The 18,704-nt window shown below is 63.8% G+C and carries 8 protein-coding genes and 1 pseudogene; all 9 read right to left on the bottom strand.

The annotated features are described in order from the left end of the window. The 9 genes and pseudogenes from ASF84_RS04675 to bcsB (ASF84_RS04710) all read right to left on the bottom strand — a co-directional run bounded on the left by ASF84_RS04675 (position 1) and on the right by bcsB (ASF84_RS04710) (position 18,670). Positions 1-666, bottom strand: a complete 666-nt coding sequence (locus ASF84_RS04675; protein WP_056835751.1) for an SGNH/GDSL hydrolase family protein — start codon at positions 664-666, stop codon at positions 1-3. Positions 667-679: 13 nt separating this feature from the next. After that, positions 680-4,435, bottom strand: a complete 3,756-nt coding sequence (locus ASF84_RS04680; protein ID WP_056835753.1) for a cellulose biosynthesis protein BcsC — start codon at positions 4,433-4,435, stop codon at positions 680-682. After that, complete coding sequence (bcsZ, locus tag ASF84_RS04685) at positions 4,411-5,619, bottom strand: cellulose synthase complex periplasmic endoglucanase BcsZ (protein ID WP_056835756.1); 1,209 nt, start codon at positions 5,617-5,619, stop codon at positions 4,411-4,413. The genes ASF84_RS04680 and bcsZ overlap by 25 nt, the downstream gene beginning before the upstream one ends. 3 nt (positions 5,620-5,622) lie before the next feature. Beyond that, complete coding sequence (bcsB, locus tag ASF84_RS04690; RefSeq protein WP_082481333.1) at positions 5,623-7,917, bottom strand: cellulose biosynthesis cyclic di-GMP-binding regulatory protein BcsB; 2,295 nt, start codon at positions 7,915-7,917, stop codon at positions 5,623-5,625. Next, positions 7,914-10,133 carry a UDP-forming cellulose synthase catalytic subunit gene (gene bcsA / locus ASF84_RS04695; RefSeq protein WP_056835758.1) on the bottom strand — a complete coding sequence of 740 codons (2,220 nt, stop codon included), beginning with the start codon at positions 10,131-10,133 and terminating at the stop codon, positions 7,914-7,916. The genes bcsB (ASF84_RS04690) and bcsA overlap by 4 nt, the downstream gene beginning before the upstream one ends. Beyond that, on the bottom strand, positions 10,130-11,026 hold the full coding sequence (gene bcsQ / locus ASF84_RS04700) for a cellulose biosynthesis protein BcsQ (protein ID WP_236709372.1): 897 nt from the start codon (positions 11,024-11,026) through the stop codon (positions 10,130-10,132). Before bcsQ ends, bcsA begins: the two co-directional genes overlap by 4 nt. 841 nt (positions 11,027-11,867) lie before the next feature. Then, a pseudogene (locus ASF84_RS28315) lies at positions 11,868-12,323 on the bottom strand (REP-associated tyrosine transposase); the annotation flags it as partial. Between the two features lie 535 nt (positions 12,324-12,858). Continuing rightward, entirely contained in the window at positions 12,859-16,434 is a 3,576-nt protein-coding gene (gene bcsC, locus ASF84_RS04705) for a cellulose synthase complex outer membrane protein BcsC (RefSeq protein WP_056835762.1), read from the bottom strand. Next, positions 16,424-18,670 (bottom strand): cellulose biosynthesis cyclic di-GMP-binding regulatory protein BcsB, encoded by a 2,247-nt coding sequence (gene bcsB, locus ASF84_RS04710; RefSeq protein WP_442963020.1) that lies wholly within the window; start codon positions 18,668-18,670, stop codon positions 16,424-16,426. The genes bcsC and bcsB (ASF84_RS04710) overlap by 11 nt, the downstream gene beginning before the upstream one ends. Positions 18,671-18,704: the final 34 nt, after the last annotated feature.

Here is an 18,704-nt window from a genome sequence, read left to right on the forward strand (position 1 = left end):
TCACTTCTTGGCTCCGCCGGCGCTGACGCTGGAGGCCGGCAACTGCCCCAGCGCATTGCCAATGGCGGTGCCCCAGGCCTTGTAGCCGGCCACGGTGAAGTGCTGGCCGTCAGTGGTGATCCATTGACCTGGTTTGGAGAAACTCAGCGAGTCGATGTAAGTACAAGGGGCCACGTTGGACGCCAGGAACTTGGACATCATTTCCGTGCGTGCATCGTTCTTCTGGTACATGCCGCCCACCTTGCCCCAGGCCGGCCCTACCCAGGCGCACCGGGTGCCGGTGGCCGCAATGGCCTTGGTCAGGCCAGTGACGCTCTGCCAGGCCCAGGTCTTGGGAAACGAGGGCTTGTCATAGGACGCCATGGTGTCGCCGATGACAATCACCACCAGATCCGGCTTGTCGGCGGCGATCAGGTCGCCAATGGGCGTGGTAGTGGCGTCACGGCCCTTGATGACGATCTTGCCGTCGCCTTTCTGCTCGGCACCACAATCGACCTTTTTGGTCAGCAACCAGTCGCCGGCACTGGCACCGCAGGCGCCGATCGAATGCACGATGGCGCCCTGACGGGTCAGGTTGTCATGCAACGGCTCCATCAGGTGGTCGGCCAGGCTCATATGGCTTTCCCCCAGCACCAGGAGCGTCATACCGGCAAGTACGGAAGGCATCGGGTTCTCTCAATCAGTTGGAATAAGGCGAGCTGTAAGGACTGACCGGTAACTCCATGGGACCGGTCATGTTCTCGAGCATGTAGCGCATGTACAGGGCACCACTGAGCTGGCGGTAATCGCGGGCGTTGTCCAGCCCCACGTTGCCCCCCAGGAACATGTTGCCGCCGATGCGATACTCGCCGGCCGCACTCAGGCTGTAGCCGATGCCGGTCTTGCTCTGCCCGTCATAGCTCTGCCCGGAAGCGGCCTGCATGGCGCTGTCGTCGGGGAAGTACTCTGCGCCATCCTGCTTGAAGTGCTGAACGCCGACCGAACCCTTGACCTGGTAGCTGAAACGCTCGGAACGTTGCGACCACATCACCGGGATGCCAATGGCAAAGAAGCTCTGCGGGCTGAAATAGCCGCCATGGCCATAGGTGAAGTAGTTCTGGTCGTTGTCGTAGCTCAGGGCCATGACACTGACACCGGCGGTCAGCTTGCTGTTCTCGGTGTTGTTCAGGTACCAGTAGACGCCACCGCCGATTTCGCCACGGCTGTTGGCCTTGACGTTGTTACCCACCAGCTTGTGCCAGGAACCGTAGCCGTAGCCGCCAATGGTCTGGTTATCGTAGCTGATCTGGCCACGGCCACCGTTGGCCGTCACGCCGCCCCAGGACAGGCCGCTGCGGTCGTCGGTGGAGCCTGCGAACGAGGTCACGCTGTCGGTCACCGGGCGCCGCGAGATGTTCAGGCCGTAACGCAGGTTGGGGTTTTCACCCAAGGGGCGATCCACGCTGACACCACCGGCGACGGTGGTGTACTGGAAGCCCATCGGCGTCGAGCCGATGTCGGCCTTGAGGCCTTCGGCCGGGCGCTCGAAGCCCACCGAAAGGCCCACGCCGGTTTCACGGTTCGACCCTGCAGCACCGGCCGACCCATCACCAAAGCGACTGCCGGCATCGGCCGATACGCTGCCGCTGTTGAGCGTCACCGGCGTGGCACGTACCACCACGCGGTTGTCGCCCAGCGGAATATTGACCTCCAGCGGTGCCTCGACCATCGTCAGCTTGCCCAGGCCGGCCTCGCTGTTGTTGCTGGTCACGCTCAGCCCCTGGCTGACATAGCCGCTGCGTTTTTCAAGAATGCGGTTGAGCGCGCTCTGGGCACCGGTGAGCGCACTGCTGTCGGCGTCGCCGTTGAGCGTGGCCTGGGCCGGTGCCGGAATTGCGTCGTTGGCCGCCACGCTGCGCGAGGCACTGGCAGCGCTCGGACCTGCGGACGGCGTGACCTGCATGGCCAGCGCCCGCTGCTTCTCGCCCTGCTCGATGGAAACCGCCTTGCGCAGCAATTCCTCGGCGGCGCCGCTCTTGCCAATGCTCTCGTAGATGCGCGCCGCTTCGGTCAGCGTCAGCGCGTCATAGCGCCCCAGCCTCAGGAACTGCGCCAGTGCCTGGTCGGCAAACGTGCGGTCATTGGCCTTGACCGCCGCATCGGCCGCACCCAACAGCACTTGCGGGTCATTGGGCTGACGCTGCAGCAAGGGCTTGTAGAGCTGGAACGCCTTGGCGCTGTCACCCTTGGCCGTGTACAGCCGGGCATGCGCCGACACACCCTGAATATCATCAGGGCGCTGGGCCAGGGCCGGGGCCAGGGTGTCGTAGGCACCGGTCAGGTCGCCGCCTTCGCGCAGCAGGTCGGCCTGGCGAATACGGTATTGGTACAGCAGATCGTCATAGCGCTTGCGGGTCTGCGCGTTCATCGACTGGCTTTGCAGGTTGCGCAGGATCAGGTTGACCTGTGCATCATCGCCTGCGGTCAGCAGCACGCCGGCGTATTGCAGCGTACGATCGGTCGAGGGCGTGCGGATCTGGGCAATGGCCGTGCGCGCCATGGCACGTCCACGCTCGACCTCGCCGGCGTCGATGTAGGCACTGGCCAGCGTCAGTTGACGCTCCGGCGTGGCACTGGCCATCGGCAGCAGCCGGTCAAGCAGCGCCAGCGCTTCCTGACGCTGACCGCGCTTGGCGATGCTGACGGCCAGGTTGACCTGCACCGTCATGGTGACTTCTTCGGCCAGCGCTTTCATTTCAGGGGTGCGCTGGTCAACGGGAATGCGTGCAAACGCGGCCTGGGCATCTTTCCACTGGCCCATCTCCACCGACAGCAAGGCGCTGGTGTAGAGCGCATCAATGTTGTTCGGCTGGCTCTTGAGCAGGTCGTCGATCAACGCCCGGGCCTTGGAGGCCTCATTGGTCTTGAGGTACAGGCGGGCCAGGTCGAAACGCGTCCAGACATTGTCCGGATCGTTGCTGACCGCCTCCCTCAGGGCGGCCTGGGCGGCCGGCGTATCACCGCGCTGCTCGGCCAGGCGTGCGACCTGAATGGCACGCAAGGCCTTGAAGCTGCCGCTGTCGTCCAGTTTGGCCTGTTCGGCTGCGGACAAGGTGTCGATCAGGCGCAGCGCTTCATTGACCTGGCCACTCTGGGCCAGGACATTGATCAGCCCGCGCGTGGCCCGTGCATTGCCACGGTCGGCGGCCAGCACCTGGCGATAACTGGCATGCGCGGCTTCGAACTGACCGGCCTGGGCCTGGATATCGGCCTGGGCCAGGCGCACATCGACATTGGCCGGGTTCTGACGCACCGCTTGGGCGGCGGTTTCCAGTGCCTTGCCGCCCTGCCCCTTGGCCTGCAGGTCGCGGGCCTGTTGCAGTTGCGCCCAGGTCTGGACATTTTCCAGCGCGCTTTTCCAGCGGCCACCACCGGTCTGGCGGACGGCGCGGGTCAGCAGTTGCTCGGCTTCGGCCGGGCGGTTCTGTTGCTGACGCACCACGCCCAGGCCACCGAGGGCATCGGCATCGTCGGCCTTGGTTTTCAACCGCTCGTTGAAGGCCGCCTCAGCGGTGGGCAGGTCGCCTTTCTCCAGGGCCTTGAGGCCACGGGCCACCTGCGGGTCCTGCTGCCAGCCTGAAGCACCGGCACCGGTGCCGGCCTGCTGGCGACCCTTGTTCATCAGATCACGCACTTCCTGATCATCTGGATGGGTCTTGAGAAACGCCTCGAATAATGGCACCTGCGCCGCCGTCGGCGGCCCGCTCCAGACCAGCGCCAGGCGCCAGCTCTGGTCGGCGTCGCCGGCGATATCGGGGTGGGTGGTCAACCGGGCCAGGGCACGGATGCCTTCTTCGCGGCTGTCTTCGCGGCGCGCCAGGTGCTTGGCGAAAAACAGCGCCAGCACCGAATCGTTCGGGCGCTGCTTGATCAGGCGCTCGAAGCCCTGGCGGGCCTCGGGCCAGTCAACATTGCTGAAACCCAGGTTGGTGTAGTACTCACGCCCGATAGAGCCTTGAGGCACACGGCCATTGAACAGCTTGCGAAACGCCGCCGTGGCCTTGTCACGCTCACCGGCATCGGCCAGGCGCCTGGCCTCCTCGAGCAAGGCCTTGTTTTCCGGCTGGGTCAGGGCAATGTCCTGCTCCAGCTGGATCGCCTGCGCTGGCATCGGCGACAGGGCGCGCAGGCGTGCCAGGTAGGATTGGGCCTGCTGCGGCTGGTTCTTGTTGACGCCAATCAGGCCCATGCCATACAGCGCATCCACCTGGTTGGGGTCTTGTTGCAGTACTTTCTGCCAGACTTCGGCTGCCCGCGAGGCATTCGAACGCGCCTGCCAGTACTGGCCCTGCTCAATCAATTGAGCCTGTACAGCGGAGGTTTCAGCATTGGCAACGTTGTTGGCGGCGATTGCTGTAAGTAGCCCGATAACTAACGTGTGGCGACTGGCGGGCATGAAGTCTCCCAAGACAATTCAAGCGTTCCGTCAGAGCGGAACTGATAGCGTTGTTCAATCCAGCCCAAGGCAAACAGGCTGAGCATAAGGTTGTAATAAGCAGGTTCCGAGCGGTCTTGCGGGTCATGCTTCATGACCCGGGCAATCCCCTGCTCGACAAGGCGTCGTTGTTGCGCAACCAGCCAGGTGTGTCCCTTGGCCTGGAAGTAAGGCAACAACGCCGCCGAATAACCGAAAGGCGCCTGGCCCTCGCTCGCGCCGCTCATGACCTGGACTTTTTCCGGCGGCACGCCACTCGAGGCGGTGCTGGCCGACATGCCGTCCAGGCGTGCCAGCAGAGCAGCCGCCAGCGGGTCAGAGGCTGGCGTCATGCCAGCCCAGAGGTAAACGCGGATCGCATCATAGCTGCCCAGCTCGCCTTTGGCAGGATCAATCACGAAAAGGCCGGTTTTTGGCGAAGTGCCACGATACGCCAGCCAGTCTGCCACAAAGCCCTTGGGGCTGGAGGCCTGGATCATCTTGAGGGTGTTGTCGGCGATTTCCTTCCAGGGACCGTTCGGCGCCTCCTTGGCCAGGCGGCGCAACAAGGGAATGGGCAGGTAACTGGGATTCAGGCGCCATAAGTGATCGGGCTGGGTAAAGCCTTCAGGACCGGGCAGCACCATTTTGCCTACACCTGGCAGGTCGACGACCAGTCGCGACTCGATGGTCTTGAGCAACGCGAGCGCATCGGTGCGGTAGGCCGGGGCCTGCCAGAGCCGCGCCGCTTCAAGCAGCGTGTAGGCCATCCATAAATCGGCATCGGAGGCCGAGTTGGCATCCTGGAGCTGCCAGGCACCATCCTTGCCCTGCCCCCATAACCAGCCTGGCAGACGAGTCTTGTCAGACCCCATCATGTTGGCGACCGTCCATGACCACAGCGCGTCGAAGCGCTTGCGGTCATTGGCCACCAGCGCGAAGACCATACCGTAGGATTGGCCTTCGGAGGTGCTGTGGTTGGGCTCCATGCTCGATTCAAGCATGCGCCCATCCTCCTGGACATTGCGCTGGGCGTAGTTCTGCCACAGTGGCCAGGTCGGGCCGTCGCATCGCTCGGCGGCCATCAGGGGAGTCAGTATTGCCGAGGCCAGCAACGCTGCCAGCCAGCACATCCTGCGACGTGGGGTCATCAGTAAAGCCAACATGGGTTATCCATTTCCCAGACGACGCTTGGCCAGCGAGCGCAACGCCAGATAGGCCAGGCCACTGACCAGGGCAACGCAGACCGCCAGGATGAGCAAGACAAACAGGACATTGCGTGACATCAGCCATTGCACGTACTTGACCGGGTTCAACTCACCGACGAAGTACTGCTGATCGGCCACCAGGGCCTCGACCGAATCACCACGCACCACGACCAGACTGCCCTGCACCTTATCGCTGGTATCCAGCGCACGGGTCATGTCGGCCAGGCCAGAAGACTGGCCACTGGACATTAATATCACACTGCGTCCTTTGTGCAAGGGCGATTCGAAACCGGTCAGGAACGTGCTTTGCGCACTCCCGGAAAACACAACGGCGACACGGGCGCGCCGCAGGTTTTCATCAAGGTCCGGACTCATCCAGTCACGCAAGCGAAAAGCCAGGTCGGAAATCTCGAAACTGCGCCCCTGGCCCTCGCCAAGGGCTGGCAGGTGCTCGGCCCATTGCTTGAGCAGGGGCTGGCTGGCCCCCGAGGACACCACCAGAATGTCCTTGTCGGCGGCGCTGGAGACCTCTGCCGCCTGGATCACCGAAACCCCGGTCGCGGGGTAGCCGGTCGACTCGCCGAAACGGCCCAGCACGCTCAGGTAGGCGCTGATGTCTTCGCCCGTTGCGCTGTCGGGCAACACCACGGCGGTCTGCGACAGATCGGCCATACGGGTGAACGGAAAGCCCGAATCCTTGAACACGCCCAGGTTCGGCATGGCCATGAAGTGGTCGTAGCCGCTCAGGTCCAGGGTCGACTCGGGGTCGATGCTGCCACGCATGTTGTCGATGATGATGTCCTGGCACTCGCCCTGCTTGATGTAGTCGTACATGTAGCGCAGTTGCAGGCGCGATTGCAGGGCCGCCGCATTGAGCGGCAGGTACATGTCCATTTCACGGCTGACCATGGTGTTGTCGCCGGTGAGGCTGGACAGGATCGAGCCGGCGAGCTTTTCCTCCGACGGCAGCGACTCGGCTCTGATCAGGCGGTCATTGAGACTGACGATGATCGACGAGTTGTTGAAGCGCTGTTGAGGCGTGTAGCGGTACTTGAGCTTCAACGGCACGCCCTCCTCACGCCAGTTGAACAGGTCCGGGGGCAGGTTCAGCGGGATGGTGATATCGCCCGGTGCGTAACCGACCACATCCAGCTTGCGGGTCTCGATCAGTTCACCCAGCTTGACCGGCCGGTCGCTGGGCAGCCAGTTCGGCGCGTCGTAAGGCCGGCGTGGCTTGAGCACCTCGACCCGCTCGATCAACGCGCTGCTGCCGGCCAGGCCCTGGCTGCCGAGCACCACGGCATTGACCGCCAGTTTGAGCTCGGCCGAGTCACGACCGGTGATGACCAGCAGTTTGCTGCCCGGGTCGTTCGGGTGCTGCATCATCGTCAGGGTCGGCCCCTTGGCAGCCGGCATCGTCAGGCCGCCCAGCTGCAGGGGGCCGCTGCCCTTGAGCAGCACCAGGGCATTGCCCTCAGCCGGCAGGTTGTCGAAATGCGTCGGAAACGTCGCGATTCGCGAAGGGCCCTTGAGCGCGCCGATCCAGGACGCCAGTGCGCCGGCGGCTTCAAGCGTGGCGTGGTCGGGCGAGGCGCCCATGACCACCGGCAGCGTTACATCACGGTCGTCACGGCGATCAAAAAACGGCAGCGGCAGAATCGACAGATCGTTGGCCAGGGTGAAGGGTGAAACCTGCAGGTCCAGGCGCGTGTCGCTGTTGATCCGCGCCCACAGGCTGGAATGCTGCGGGTTTTCGCAGCCCATCGAATAGTGGCCGATGAACTGCAGGCTCAGGCGGTTGAACTCGGTGATCAGGTGCGCCGGAATCTCGACCGTGCGGCTCTGCGGCTGGCCGGCGCCTTCCTTGAGCAACGGCAGGCTGGCCGCCACTTCGTCGTTGACCAGCACGTTGATCTGCGACAGGTCCGGTAACAAGGACGGTGAATAGCTGTATTGCAACGTCAGGCGCGCACCGGTCACCACCTTGTCGGCGCGCACGTTGAAGTTGACTGTGTCGTTCGAATCAACGCCGCGCAGCACCATCGGGTAATTGCGCCCCAGTTGCTCGAGCGTGACGGAGATGTCGTTGCCAGGCACGCCTGGTGCGGGCACCGCGACGGGCGGGCTGATCAACGGGGCGGCCGGAGCGGCCATGCTCGAGGCACTGCTCCCCAGTAGCAACAGCGACGACACAAAGGCCGCCAGGCAGCGTGATGCACCGCCGGCCTGGCGGCTGGCAATCGATTTGCAGATCATGATTTTTCCATTACAGAGTCGCCAGCGGGTTCAACTGTACGACGGGTGTGCCAGGCCTGGCGGGTGGCGCTCAACAGCTCGCGAACCCCGCGCAGACTGACCTTGCAGACTTCACACATGGCCTTGAGCGGGGTGTCGATGGCGCCGCGGCCCCAGGTCGCCGCCCAGGTGTCGGCACGTGAAAAGGTCAGGCGCACCAGATCGCTTTGCTGGCGCAGGGTCAGAGGGTCGAACTGCACACCGGCCATCGAGCCATGGCTGAAGACCACAGTGGCGGGAAACCGGCTGAGCGTGTCTTTGCGAAACAGCACGACCTGCAAGGCTTCGCCCCGTGCGATGCCTTGTCCTTCGGGCAACCGCAGGCCCAGGCCCTGTTGCGAAAAATCCAGGGTCACGGCGTCCAGTACGCTGCCGTCGGCCCGCTCCAGGCGGATCGGCAGGCTGGCGGCCACCCGCGGCTCACGGCGCACCTGGCGGGTTTCGCTGGCCACGGCCACGGCCGCGCCGGTGATCATGATGTTGTACAGCGTCCAGGCCAGGTTGATCAGCACGGTCACCGCCACCCCTTCTTCGTTGCTGCCCCGGACCAGCATCGTCAAGGCCACCACCAGACCGCACAGGTTCAGCCCCAGCAGCACGATGTACGGACGCGCCAGGCGCCACTCGAAGAACTTCTCGTCGATGATCCCGCCCTTGTCGGTGACGTTGAAGCCACCGAACCTGGGATTGACCAGGGCCATGATCACCGGCCCCAGGATGTACCAGGCCAGTACCGTCTCGTAGACCTCGTTCCAGAACGAATGGCGAAAACGCCCCTGCATGGTCGAGTTGGTGAGGCTGGAATGCAGGATATGCGGCAACACGTACACCGCGATCATCAGCGCCGAGGCATGGAAGATGCGCGCATCGAAAAACAGAAAGGCCAGCGGCGCGGTCAGAAACACCAGGCGCGGCAGGCCATAGAAAAAGTGCAGCATGGCGTTGAAATAACAGAACCGCTGGCCCAGTGTCAGGCCACGGCCCAACAAGGGATTATCGGTACGAAAGATCTGCGCCATGCCACGTGCCCAGCGCACCCGCTGGCGAATGTGCCGCGACAGGCTTTCAGTGGCCAGGCCCGCCGCCTGCGGGATGGCCAGGTAAGCGGTGTTGTAGCCGGCGCGGCTGAGCTTGAGTGCGGTATGGGCATCCTCGGTCACCGTCTCGGTCGCCACGCCGCCGATTTCTTCCAGCGCCTGACGGCGGATGATGGCGCACGAGCCACAGAAAAACGCGGCGTTCCACAGGTCACTGCCGTCCTGTACCACGCCATAGAACAGCTCGTTTTCATTGGGTACGCTGCGGAAGGTGTCGAGGTTCTTTTCAAACGGATCCGGCGAAAAGAAAAAGTGCGGCGTCTGCAACATCGACAGCCTGGGATCCTTGATGAACCAGCCCATGCCCATCTGCAGGAAAGAACGGGTCGGTACGTGGTCGGCGTCAAAGATGGCCACGTACTCGCCATCGGTAACCTTCAGCGCTTCGTTGAGGTTGCCGGCCTTGGCGTGCAGATTGTTATCACGGGTGATGTAGTTGACCCCGATCTGCGCGCAGAACTCGCGAAACTCGTCGCGCTTGCCGTCATCGAGCAGGTGCACCCGCAATTTGTCGCGCGGCCAGTCAATGGCCTGGGCGGCAAAGAGGGTCAGCTTCACGATCGACAGCGACTCGTTGTAGGTGGGAATGAACACATCCACCACCGGCCAGGTGTCCGGCGCGCCCTGCATCAGCACCGGGTTGCGACGCAGCGGCCAGCAGGTTTGCAGGTAGCCGCACAACAACACCACCAGCGCATACAGCTCGGCCAGCAACAGGCCCAGGCCAAACACCATGTCGAGGCTGTTCTCGAAACCCAGTGTGGACGTCATGCGCCAGTACACGTAGCGCAGCGACATGACCAGCGACAGCACGATCATCGCCAGGATTGCCAGACGGCTGGCCGATCGGCGCAGCAGCACGGCTGCGAAGAAGCACATGACACCGAAAACACCTTGGGTCAGCAGGTCGAAGGGCACTGAAATGATCGAGAAAAACAGCAGCGTCCCCACCAGCATGCCGGCCCGCTTCAACCGCTTGATCGTGCCCGGTGGACGAGCATCAAACCACCCCTGCAAGCGCTGCAGCCGTCCTTGCGCAGAGGTCGGCAGCCCAGGCACTTCGGGTAACGGCGCATTCATGAGCGTTCCACCGCTTGCCCTCGCCCGGCCATGAGAAGGGCGGTGAGGCGGCGTCCCAGCTCAGACAGGTCCTGCACGCCCTTCGTCGGGGCCTGAGCCGGTAAAAGAGGTGCACCGAAAGCCAGCGCCTCGGCGATCTTCTGATCAAGCCGCACCCGGCCCAGCAAACGCTCGCCCAGACGACGGCACAGCACTTCATGCATGTCGGCACTGAAACTGCGGGAAGCCTCGACGCGGTTGATCACGTAATGGCACACCGGCGGCTGGCAGCGCTCGGCCAGCGGTTCCAGGGCACGCTCCATGGCCTCCAGCGTCAGATAGCCAGCCGCCTCCGTATCGACGACGACCAGCACATGACTGGCCGAGTTGAGTGCCTGGTCCAGGTAACGCGACGGGCCCGATGCAACATCCAGCACCAGCACATCGTGAGCGGTGAGATTCAGGCGCTCGAGCTGCCGGACCAGCCAGTGCGGGTCGTTATCGAGGTACTGTTCCAGGGTGCTGCGCTCGTCGGCCGTCAGCGTGCCATAAGGCAGTACCTGGGTGGCGTCCGGGCCGGTCAGCAGCAGGTCACTCCAGGCCTCGCCGCGCAGGCTGCCGGGGGCCAGGCCGGCGACATCGGGACTGACATCGAAGTGATGATGCAGACAATTCTGGGGGTCGAGCTCCACGGCCACCGTGCGCCCGCCGGGCAACCCAACCAGACGCGCCAGCGCGGCGCACAATGTGCTCTTGCCGACCCCGCCCTTGGCCGACACGACCGCAATCACACAGGCTTGGATGGCAGGCGGTGCCGACTTGAACAACGCCTGTTGCAAGGCTTCATGGTTGCGCTTTTCCGCTTCGGCCTGACGGGCACTGGCCACCTCGGCCAACAGCGAGCGCAATGACATCGCCACAGGGCGCGCAGGCGTTGGCGCGGACGTCGAAGCGTGGCCAGGCTCAGGAGCTGCCACAGGCATCGCCGGGGCCTGTAATGCAGGCGCACTGGCCTGTTGCGCCATCAAGGGCGACTGAGAATCCGGCGGCGAAACACACGTCACGATCACCGGCTTTACCGCCACAGCCACCGGGCGCGCTGGAGGCGCAGGTGGCTCCTGAAAATCGAATTCGGTGTTTATTTCCACATAGGCGTCCGTACTCGTATCCAGTTTCTGGAACAAGTTGGCTATATCATCGGCGCGATGCATCGGGGTCGACCTCTTAAAAGGCTGGGAGCAGCAGCCCCTGTAAGAAAGCATTAGGCGGTAATGTGTAATATCAACGTGACAGTGTCAATAATTTGATACCAATTAGGGTGTGAGCGCGCTCGACAGAAATAGCACGCGTTCAAATAGTCATTTTTTTGGCGACTTAATCTTGTTGTTTTTGCCAATATGCATTTTTATGCGCATAGCTAGCTATCTAGCTATACACATCAAAGAACTATTTTTGAACACAACCAAGGCCAGCCGGCAACTTTGCTGGCGATGACGATGGCTATCGTGACAGGCGCAGCAGGTGTGTTGGCCTTGCTGGCCTCATCGCCGGCAGAGCCGCCTCCCACAGGTTTGATGTGACCCTGAATTTCAGGCCTGGCACCAGACTGTGGGAGGCAGCTCTGCTGGCGATGGCTGTGTGACAGGCGCAGCAGGTGTGTTGGGCTTGCTGGCCTCATCGCCTGCAGAGCAGCCTCCCACACGTTGATATGGTCCTGGGTTTTGTGCCTGGCACAAGAGCTGGGGGAGGCAGCCAGACCCAGGCAGCATCCCAAAGTGGATAGTCCCGTACGCTTTTGACCAGTCCTGCTCGAACAGGATTGGCGACAATATAACGAGCAAAGTGCACAAGGTCCTGCTCCCGGCGTACCGCTTTGTCGTGATAGCCATCCTGCCAGAGCGTGCCTTGCCGGCCACAGGCTTTATTGACTGCCTTTGCCGTTTTTGACTTCACCCTTTGCATGATTTCCGCCAGTGAGCCTGTACGCAACTCGAACAGCCAGTGCAGGTGATCGGGCATAACGACCCAGGCCAGTGAATGGACCTGTCCCCGTTCCTGCGCGTGTTTCAACTCTTTGACCAGTAGGCGTCCGAACGACCATTGGGCGAACACAGGCTCTCTGGCGATTGTGGTCGCGGTCACCAGGTAGAGTTGGCCCGTTTGCGAAAATCGACCTGCGCGCAGGTCAGATGAATGTGAAGTTTCAAGCATTCCCTTGCCCTTGTTCACTTGAGTATGGAAGCCCAATGTAAGGCTTCACTGCCGCAAGCAAGTGCATGGGGTATCGCAAGATGTTTCAGGCAGGAATGGCATATTCAGAGCAACACAGCACCTGTGGGAAGCAGCTCTGCGATGGCTATGGGCTGGGACAGTAAATGTGTTGGGCTTGCTGGCCTCATCGCCGGCAAGCCGCCTCCCACAGGATTGATGTCGCCCAGGGTCTTGTGCCTGGCACTGGACTGTGGGAGGCAGCTTGCTGGCGATGGCTATGGGACAGGCGCAGCAGGTGTATGGGCCTTGCTGGCCTCATCGTCGGATCGCCGCCCGGGGCATAGCCCCCTCCCACAGATTGATTTGACCCCCGGATTTTGTGTCTGGCACCGGACTGTGGGAGGCAGCTCTGCTGGCGATGGCTATGTGACAGGCGCAGCAGGTGTGTAGGTCTTGCTGGCCTCATCGTCACCTGGGGCAGATCGGGAGGCCGGCCCCTCGCCACAATCTGATCGGCACCGCGATACGCCGACCTTCAGCGCATGTCCGCATATGGCGAGACCGGCTCGATCGGCATGGGCAGGTTGCCTTGCCATTCGTCGAAGTTATAGCGCAGGTACAGCATGGCCCGGCTCGGTGCATAACCTTCGCTGTGCTGCAAAGAGACGCCCGTGCCCAGCATCAGGTTGTTGCTCAGGCGCCGTTCGACCTGCGCCTGCATGCGCACGCTGGCGCCGGTGCTGCTGCTCCCGGACTTGCTCAGGGTGGTGTCGGCGTCAATGTCCAGGCCGTTGCTGGCCTGTTGCGCAAACAGCTTGCCGGCCGGTCCGTCGAGCGGGTACAGGTCGCTGCTTTCGGTACTGGAGAACGACCAGCCCACCGAGCCTTCCACTTGCGCCGACCAGTTGGCATTGCGCCAGGCGTAGCTGAGCGGCACGCCGATCGAGTAATACTGCTGCGGGCTGTAGTAGCCGCCCTGCCCCAGGGTGTACTCGCTCAGGTCCTTGTCATACCCCCAGTACATCAAGGTCAGGCCAGTGCGCATGCGCTCGTCGGCGCTGTCCCTGAGCCGGTAGTAATAACCGGCCATCGCCGAGAGCCGGTAGTTGTCGACCACGTTCTTGCCACGTAGCCAATGAGTGCCCAGGCTGGCCCACAGACCGTCGACACCGCCTTCGTCATGGCTCAGGCTCAGGGTAAAGCCGTTGCTGGTCACCCCGCCCCAACGTATGCCGGTGGCCGGGTCCACGGCACCGGCGTAGGAGATCACCGAATTGGTCAGCGGCCGGCGCGAAGCGGTCACGGTCCAGCCCACCGACTTCCAGGCACCGCTGTAGGCGACGCCGCCCAGCCAGTTGCCCACCTCGAACCCCTGCGGCGTATGGCCGATGTCCACCGCCACCTGATCGTTTTTCCAGCCCACTGCCAGGCTGGGGCCACTGACGCTTTGTGAAGTGCTGCGGCAGCCGTTGGTCACCAGCTCACCGGTGGCGCGGTCACGGACCCGCACGGCACAGGTGCCGAACGCTTCGGTGTGCACCCCGTTTTCGGTCTCGAAATCACTGGCCTTGAGATCGGCCTGCTCGGCCTGGATAAAACCGTGCCCTTGGGCCACAGGCGTGTCGACGCGCACGATCGTGGTCTGGGTGGTCAGGTCGGAAATGCCCGGCGAAGTACTGTCCGTGCGCACGGTGAAGTCGCGATAGACGTTGACCGTCGTATTCTGCGCCTTGTACAGCTCCTCGACATCGCTGCGCAGGCCGCGTGGCAACCAGTCGTCGCTGTCCTGGGCGCGGCTGGCACGGGTCAGGGCAACGTTGTTTCTGGGGCTGGCCTCGTCAGGCCTGATCAGGCCGGCGGCGGCCATGGCCTGAGCGTAGCGGTCCAGTGCCTGCTGCGGATTGTCTTTGGCCTGCAGGCGCGCCGCATCGCGATAGATCAGCGGGTCGCTCTGCGGGGTCTTGAGCAAATCGGCGAGCAGCGCCTGGGCACGGGCCTTGTCGCCGGCGCCCAGCCAGGCGTTGGCCAGCCGCCTTTGCCAATTGGCCGAGGCCTGGGGCGGCATCGACAGGCCGGCCAGCGCCTGGCGCGCTTCGGGCACCCGCTGCGTGGCCAGCAAGACCTCGATCAGTCCCAGTTGCGCATCGGCATTGTGCGGATCGGCCGCTAACACTTTCCTGTAGGCGCTTTCGGCCGCCGGAAAGTCGCTGCGCTGGGTGGCCCAGTCGGCCAGGGTGGCATAGTCATCGAGAGTCGGGTTGCGCAGCAGCAAGGCGATGGCCTGTGGCTCCTGGCCGCTGTTGCGCAACTGCTCGACCCGCGCCAGCAACTGCCGGCGTTCAATACGGGTGGCCAGTTCGCGCATGTTGTCGGTCCAGCCGGCCTTGGCAATCTTGCCCAGGCTGGCCAGCACTTCACTGTCGCGGTTGGCATTGGCCAGGTACAGACCGTGGGCATAACGGGCCTCAGGGTTGTTGCCCTGACGCACCAGCAATTGCGCGAACGCATCATCGGCCTGGCGCGGGTTGCCCAGGGCCACTTCGGCCGCCGCCAGGCGGTAGGCCAGCCACGGATTGTCCGGGTCCAGCACGCGAATCTTTTTCAGCAAGGGCACCAGTTGCGCCCAATCGGACTGCTGGCTGAACTGATCGGCCTGTTGGTTCATGCGCGCCAGTTCAAGGCTCTGGCGCAAGGCGGCGAACTCCGCCTGGTTGCTCGCCGGCAGGGTATTGAGAAAGGCCACGGCACGCTCGTCGGACTGTGTGCGATAGAGCCGCACCAGGGCACGGATCACGTTGCCATTGCCTGGCTCGAGCTTGCGCGCCTGCAGCAGCAAGGCTTCAGCCTGAATGTCGTTCAGTTCGCCACGGGCCACCTCGGCCAGGCCGATCAGGGGCCCGGCTGACTGAGCATCAAGGCTGCGGGCTTGCTGATACGCCTTGCGTGCGCCGGCATAGTCCTTGCGCGCCAGCGCCTGGTCGCCCTGTTGCAGCACCATCCAGTTGCGCGCGGCGTTCTGCAGGTCCTGCCACTTGCTGATGTAAGAGGTGTCCTGCTCCAGCTTCAGCGCCTGGGTGAACGCCGCGTAGGCGTCGGCATTCTTGTCCTGACGCGCCAGGGCGGTGCCCAGCGCACCGTACAGGCCTGGGTCTTGCGGGTAGGCTTTCAGGGCCCGGCGCAGCAGTTGCTCGGCGCGCGCGCTGTCGCTGACCGTGGCCGGTTCCTGCTCCAGCAAACGCTTGGCCTGGACACCGGCCTGCCAGGCCGGGTCGCCCTGCAAACGTTGCTGGTCGGCCAGTTGCTGGCGGGCGTCCTTGATCAGCGGCGAATACGGATAGTGCCCGATAAAGGCCTGCCAGGCGCGCAAGGTCTCGGGGTTGATCGGTTGCTTGAGCAGGTAGTTGTATTCGGTCTCGGCAGCACTGTTGCTGGCCAGCGGATCGCCGGCCAGCTGGTGCAACACCGCCAGCGCATCGCCGTCGCGCTGGTCGGCCATCAGCAGGCTGGCCAGCATCTGCCGCACCCCGGTATTGCCGGGATAATCACGCTCCAGGGCCTGCAACTGCTTGATGGCCACCGGCCGCTGGCCGTTGAGGCGGCTGCGGCTGCCCCAGTATTCCAGCGCCATGGCCAGGTTCGGCGGCTGCTCGCCCAGGACCTGCTCGAACGCCTTGGTGGCTTCTTCGAAGCGACCGGCAGCGGCCAGCAGCCGGGCTTGTTGCAAGGCCTGCTGGCCCTCCTGGCTGCGCAACCTGACCAGCGCGTAAGCCTGGCGCCGCTGCAGCGAATCGGGGTGTTTCTGGTCCAGCTCGCGCAGCAGCTGATTGATCCAGGCTTCGTTAGCGGCCGGATTGGCCAGCGCCTGGACCAACTTGCCCAACAGCACCTGGGGGTGCTGCGGGGCGACCAGCTCCAGGCGCGCCAGCGCGTCGTTGACCACGTCATCGCGGTACAGCGCCTCGCCCATGCGCATCTGCTGCAACAGCCATTGCTGCTGCTCGCTCCCCGACTGCGGCGCCTCGGCCGCCAGCGCCGCAGCGCTCAGGCACGACAGCAGCAAGGTGCAGCGCACGGTCACCGCCTTGAGCGCGCGCACCGGTCTATTGCCCATAGGCCAGGCGACGGCGGGCCGCCCATTGCAGCGCACGCATGACCACCAGCGAGGTCAGCAGCACACCGAACACCGCCATGACCGCCAGCCACACCGGATGCTCGGACAAGGTGTACCAAAGCAATAGCCACCACGGCAGGCTGCCGACGTAATAGCGCTCGCCGACGATCTGGCTGTACACACCGCTGCTGCGAATCAGGGCCACGGAACCGGCCACCGCATTGAGCTTGCCACTGTCGCTGAGCACCTCGCGCAACAACTGGAAGTCGGCGTCTTCGGTGGCCAGCAAGGCGACGATGCTGCGCTGGGCATGGAACGGCGACTGCAGGCCGACGATGGCTGCAATCGGCCCTTGCGCCGACACCTCGACCCGCGTCGAGGGTGGGTTGGACTCGCTGTAGCGGCCCTTTTCGCTGGACTGCAACAGCCAGTCGCGGGAGCGGTCGAGCAACAGGCTCAGGTCGTTATTGGTGCGCATGTCCGGGGCAAAGGTGCCCAGCACCAGCAGGTCGGCGTCCTGTTTTGCAGCCTGCTCCCAGTTATCGCTGATCTGCAGCTTCATGGCCGGCAGGCCGGAGCGGGCCGAGATGCCGGCCAGCGCTTCCAGGTAAGTGCTCAACTGCAACGCATTGGGCTGCGCGGGCAGCACTACCACGGTGTCGGACAGGTCGGCCATGCGGCTGTACGGAAAACCGCTGCGGGCAAAGGCTGACAGGTCGGGCATCGCCATGTAGTGGTGATAGCCCGACATATCAATGCTCGACTGATCATCGATCACCGCCTGGGCATCGATCGGCAGCGAGGTCTGGCAGCGGTCGCGCTGGGCGCTGCCGCCGGTGGTGGTAAAGCTGAACTTGAACTGCAGAATGTTACGGTCGCCCACTTTCAGCGCCGGCACCGAAAGTTTCTCGTTGACGTTAGCCGACTCGCTCGACAACACCGCCATGCGCAGCTCTTCAAGCTGGTCATTGCTGTGGACCTGCAACGGCACACTGCTGATGAACTCGTTGTTGAGGCTGATGTTCAGCCGTGAACCGTCATTGAACGGCGGCGGCGTGTAGCGGTAGCGCGTCTGCAGCGGGATGCCCTGGTTGCGCCAGACGAACAGGTCCGGCGGCAGGTTCATTTCCACGTTGATCGGCTGCGGTTGCAGGCCACTGACGCGCAACTGCTCGGGGTACTTGATCAGCTCGGCAAAGCGCACCGGGCGGTCGGTGCGCATCCAGTTCGGCGCATCGTAAGGCTGGCGCGGTTGCAACTGCTGCACCTTATCGATCACCACCCGCTCGCCGCGCAGCAGATCGCCGCCCAGCGCCAGGGCCTGCACGGCGGTGAGCAGATCGGCCTCGTCGCGACCCATGACCAGCAACACCTTGCTGTAGCGGTCCTGCGGATGATCGATCATCTGCACCACCGGCGCCTCGACCGCCGGATACTTCGTCAGGTCGCTCAGGAATGCCGGGCGATGGCCGTTGGTGGCAAACACGATGGAGGCGCCGGCCGGACGCTCGGCCGTGGCCGCCGGCAACTGGTCGAGCAGCACCGGAAACTGCGTGCCGCGCCAGGCAGCCTGGCTGCCGAAGTACGAGGCCAGCACCCCGGCGGCGCGCTGCTCGCCCAGGGTCGGCTGGCCGGCAAAGACCATGTTCAGGGTCGGTATGCCGTAGCCACGGGCATCGAAGAACGGCACCGGAAAGTACGCCAGGTCGTTCTTGATCGCCAGCGCCTGCTCGGTCAGCGTCACCTGGCTGGTGCGGCTGATGTTGACCCACAGCGCACTGTTGGACGGCTCTTCACAGATGTCGGTGTAATGCCCGACGAACTCCAGGCGCACGCGGTTGAAGTCACTGACCAGGCGCGGGTCCAGCGCCACCTGGCGCACGGTCTTCTTGCCCAGTTGCTCCTTCTCGATGGGCACCACGCTCATCAGCACATCATTGAGGTAGATGCGCAGGTGCGACAGCGTCGGCAGCAGCGCCGGCGACGGGGTGTACTCCAGCTGCAGCCCGGCCTGGCTGGCAATGCGGTCGCGGCGCAGGGTGAATTCAAACTGATCGGTCGTGCGCGTGCCCAGCAACAGGCTGTCGGCAGTCCGGCCCAGGCGCTCGAAGCTGTGCTCGACCCCCCAGCTCGGCGGCACCGGCGCGGCCACGGGGGCTGCAACCGGCGCCGGCACGGCCGCCCTGGGTGTCACCGCGCCCGGCAGTGTCGGTGTCTGTGCGTGGGCGCACCCCATGGCCAGCAACAGCAGGCTGGCAAGCCTGAAAGTG

The organism is Pseudomonas sp. Leaf127 (genome assembly GCF_001423155.1).
Lineage (GTDB): Bacteria > Pseudomonadota > Gammaproteobacteria > Pseudomonadales > Pseudomonadaceae > Aquipseudomonas > Aquipseudomonas ovata.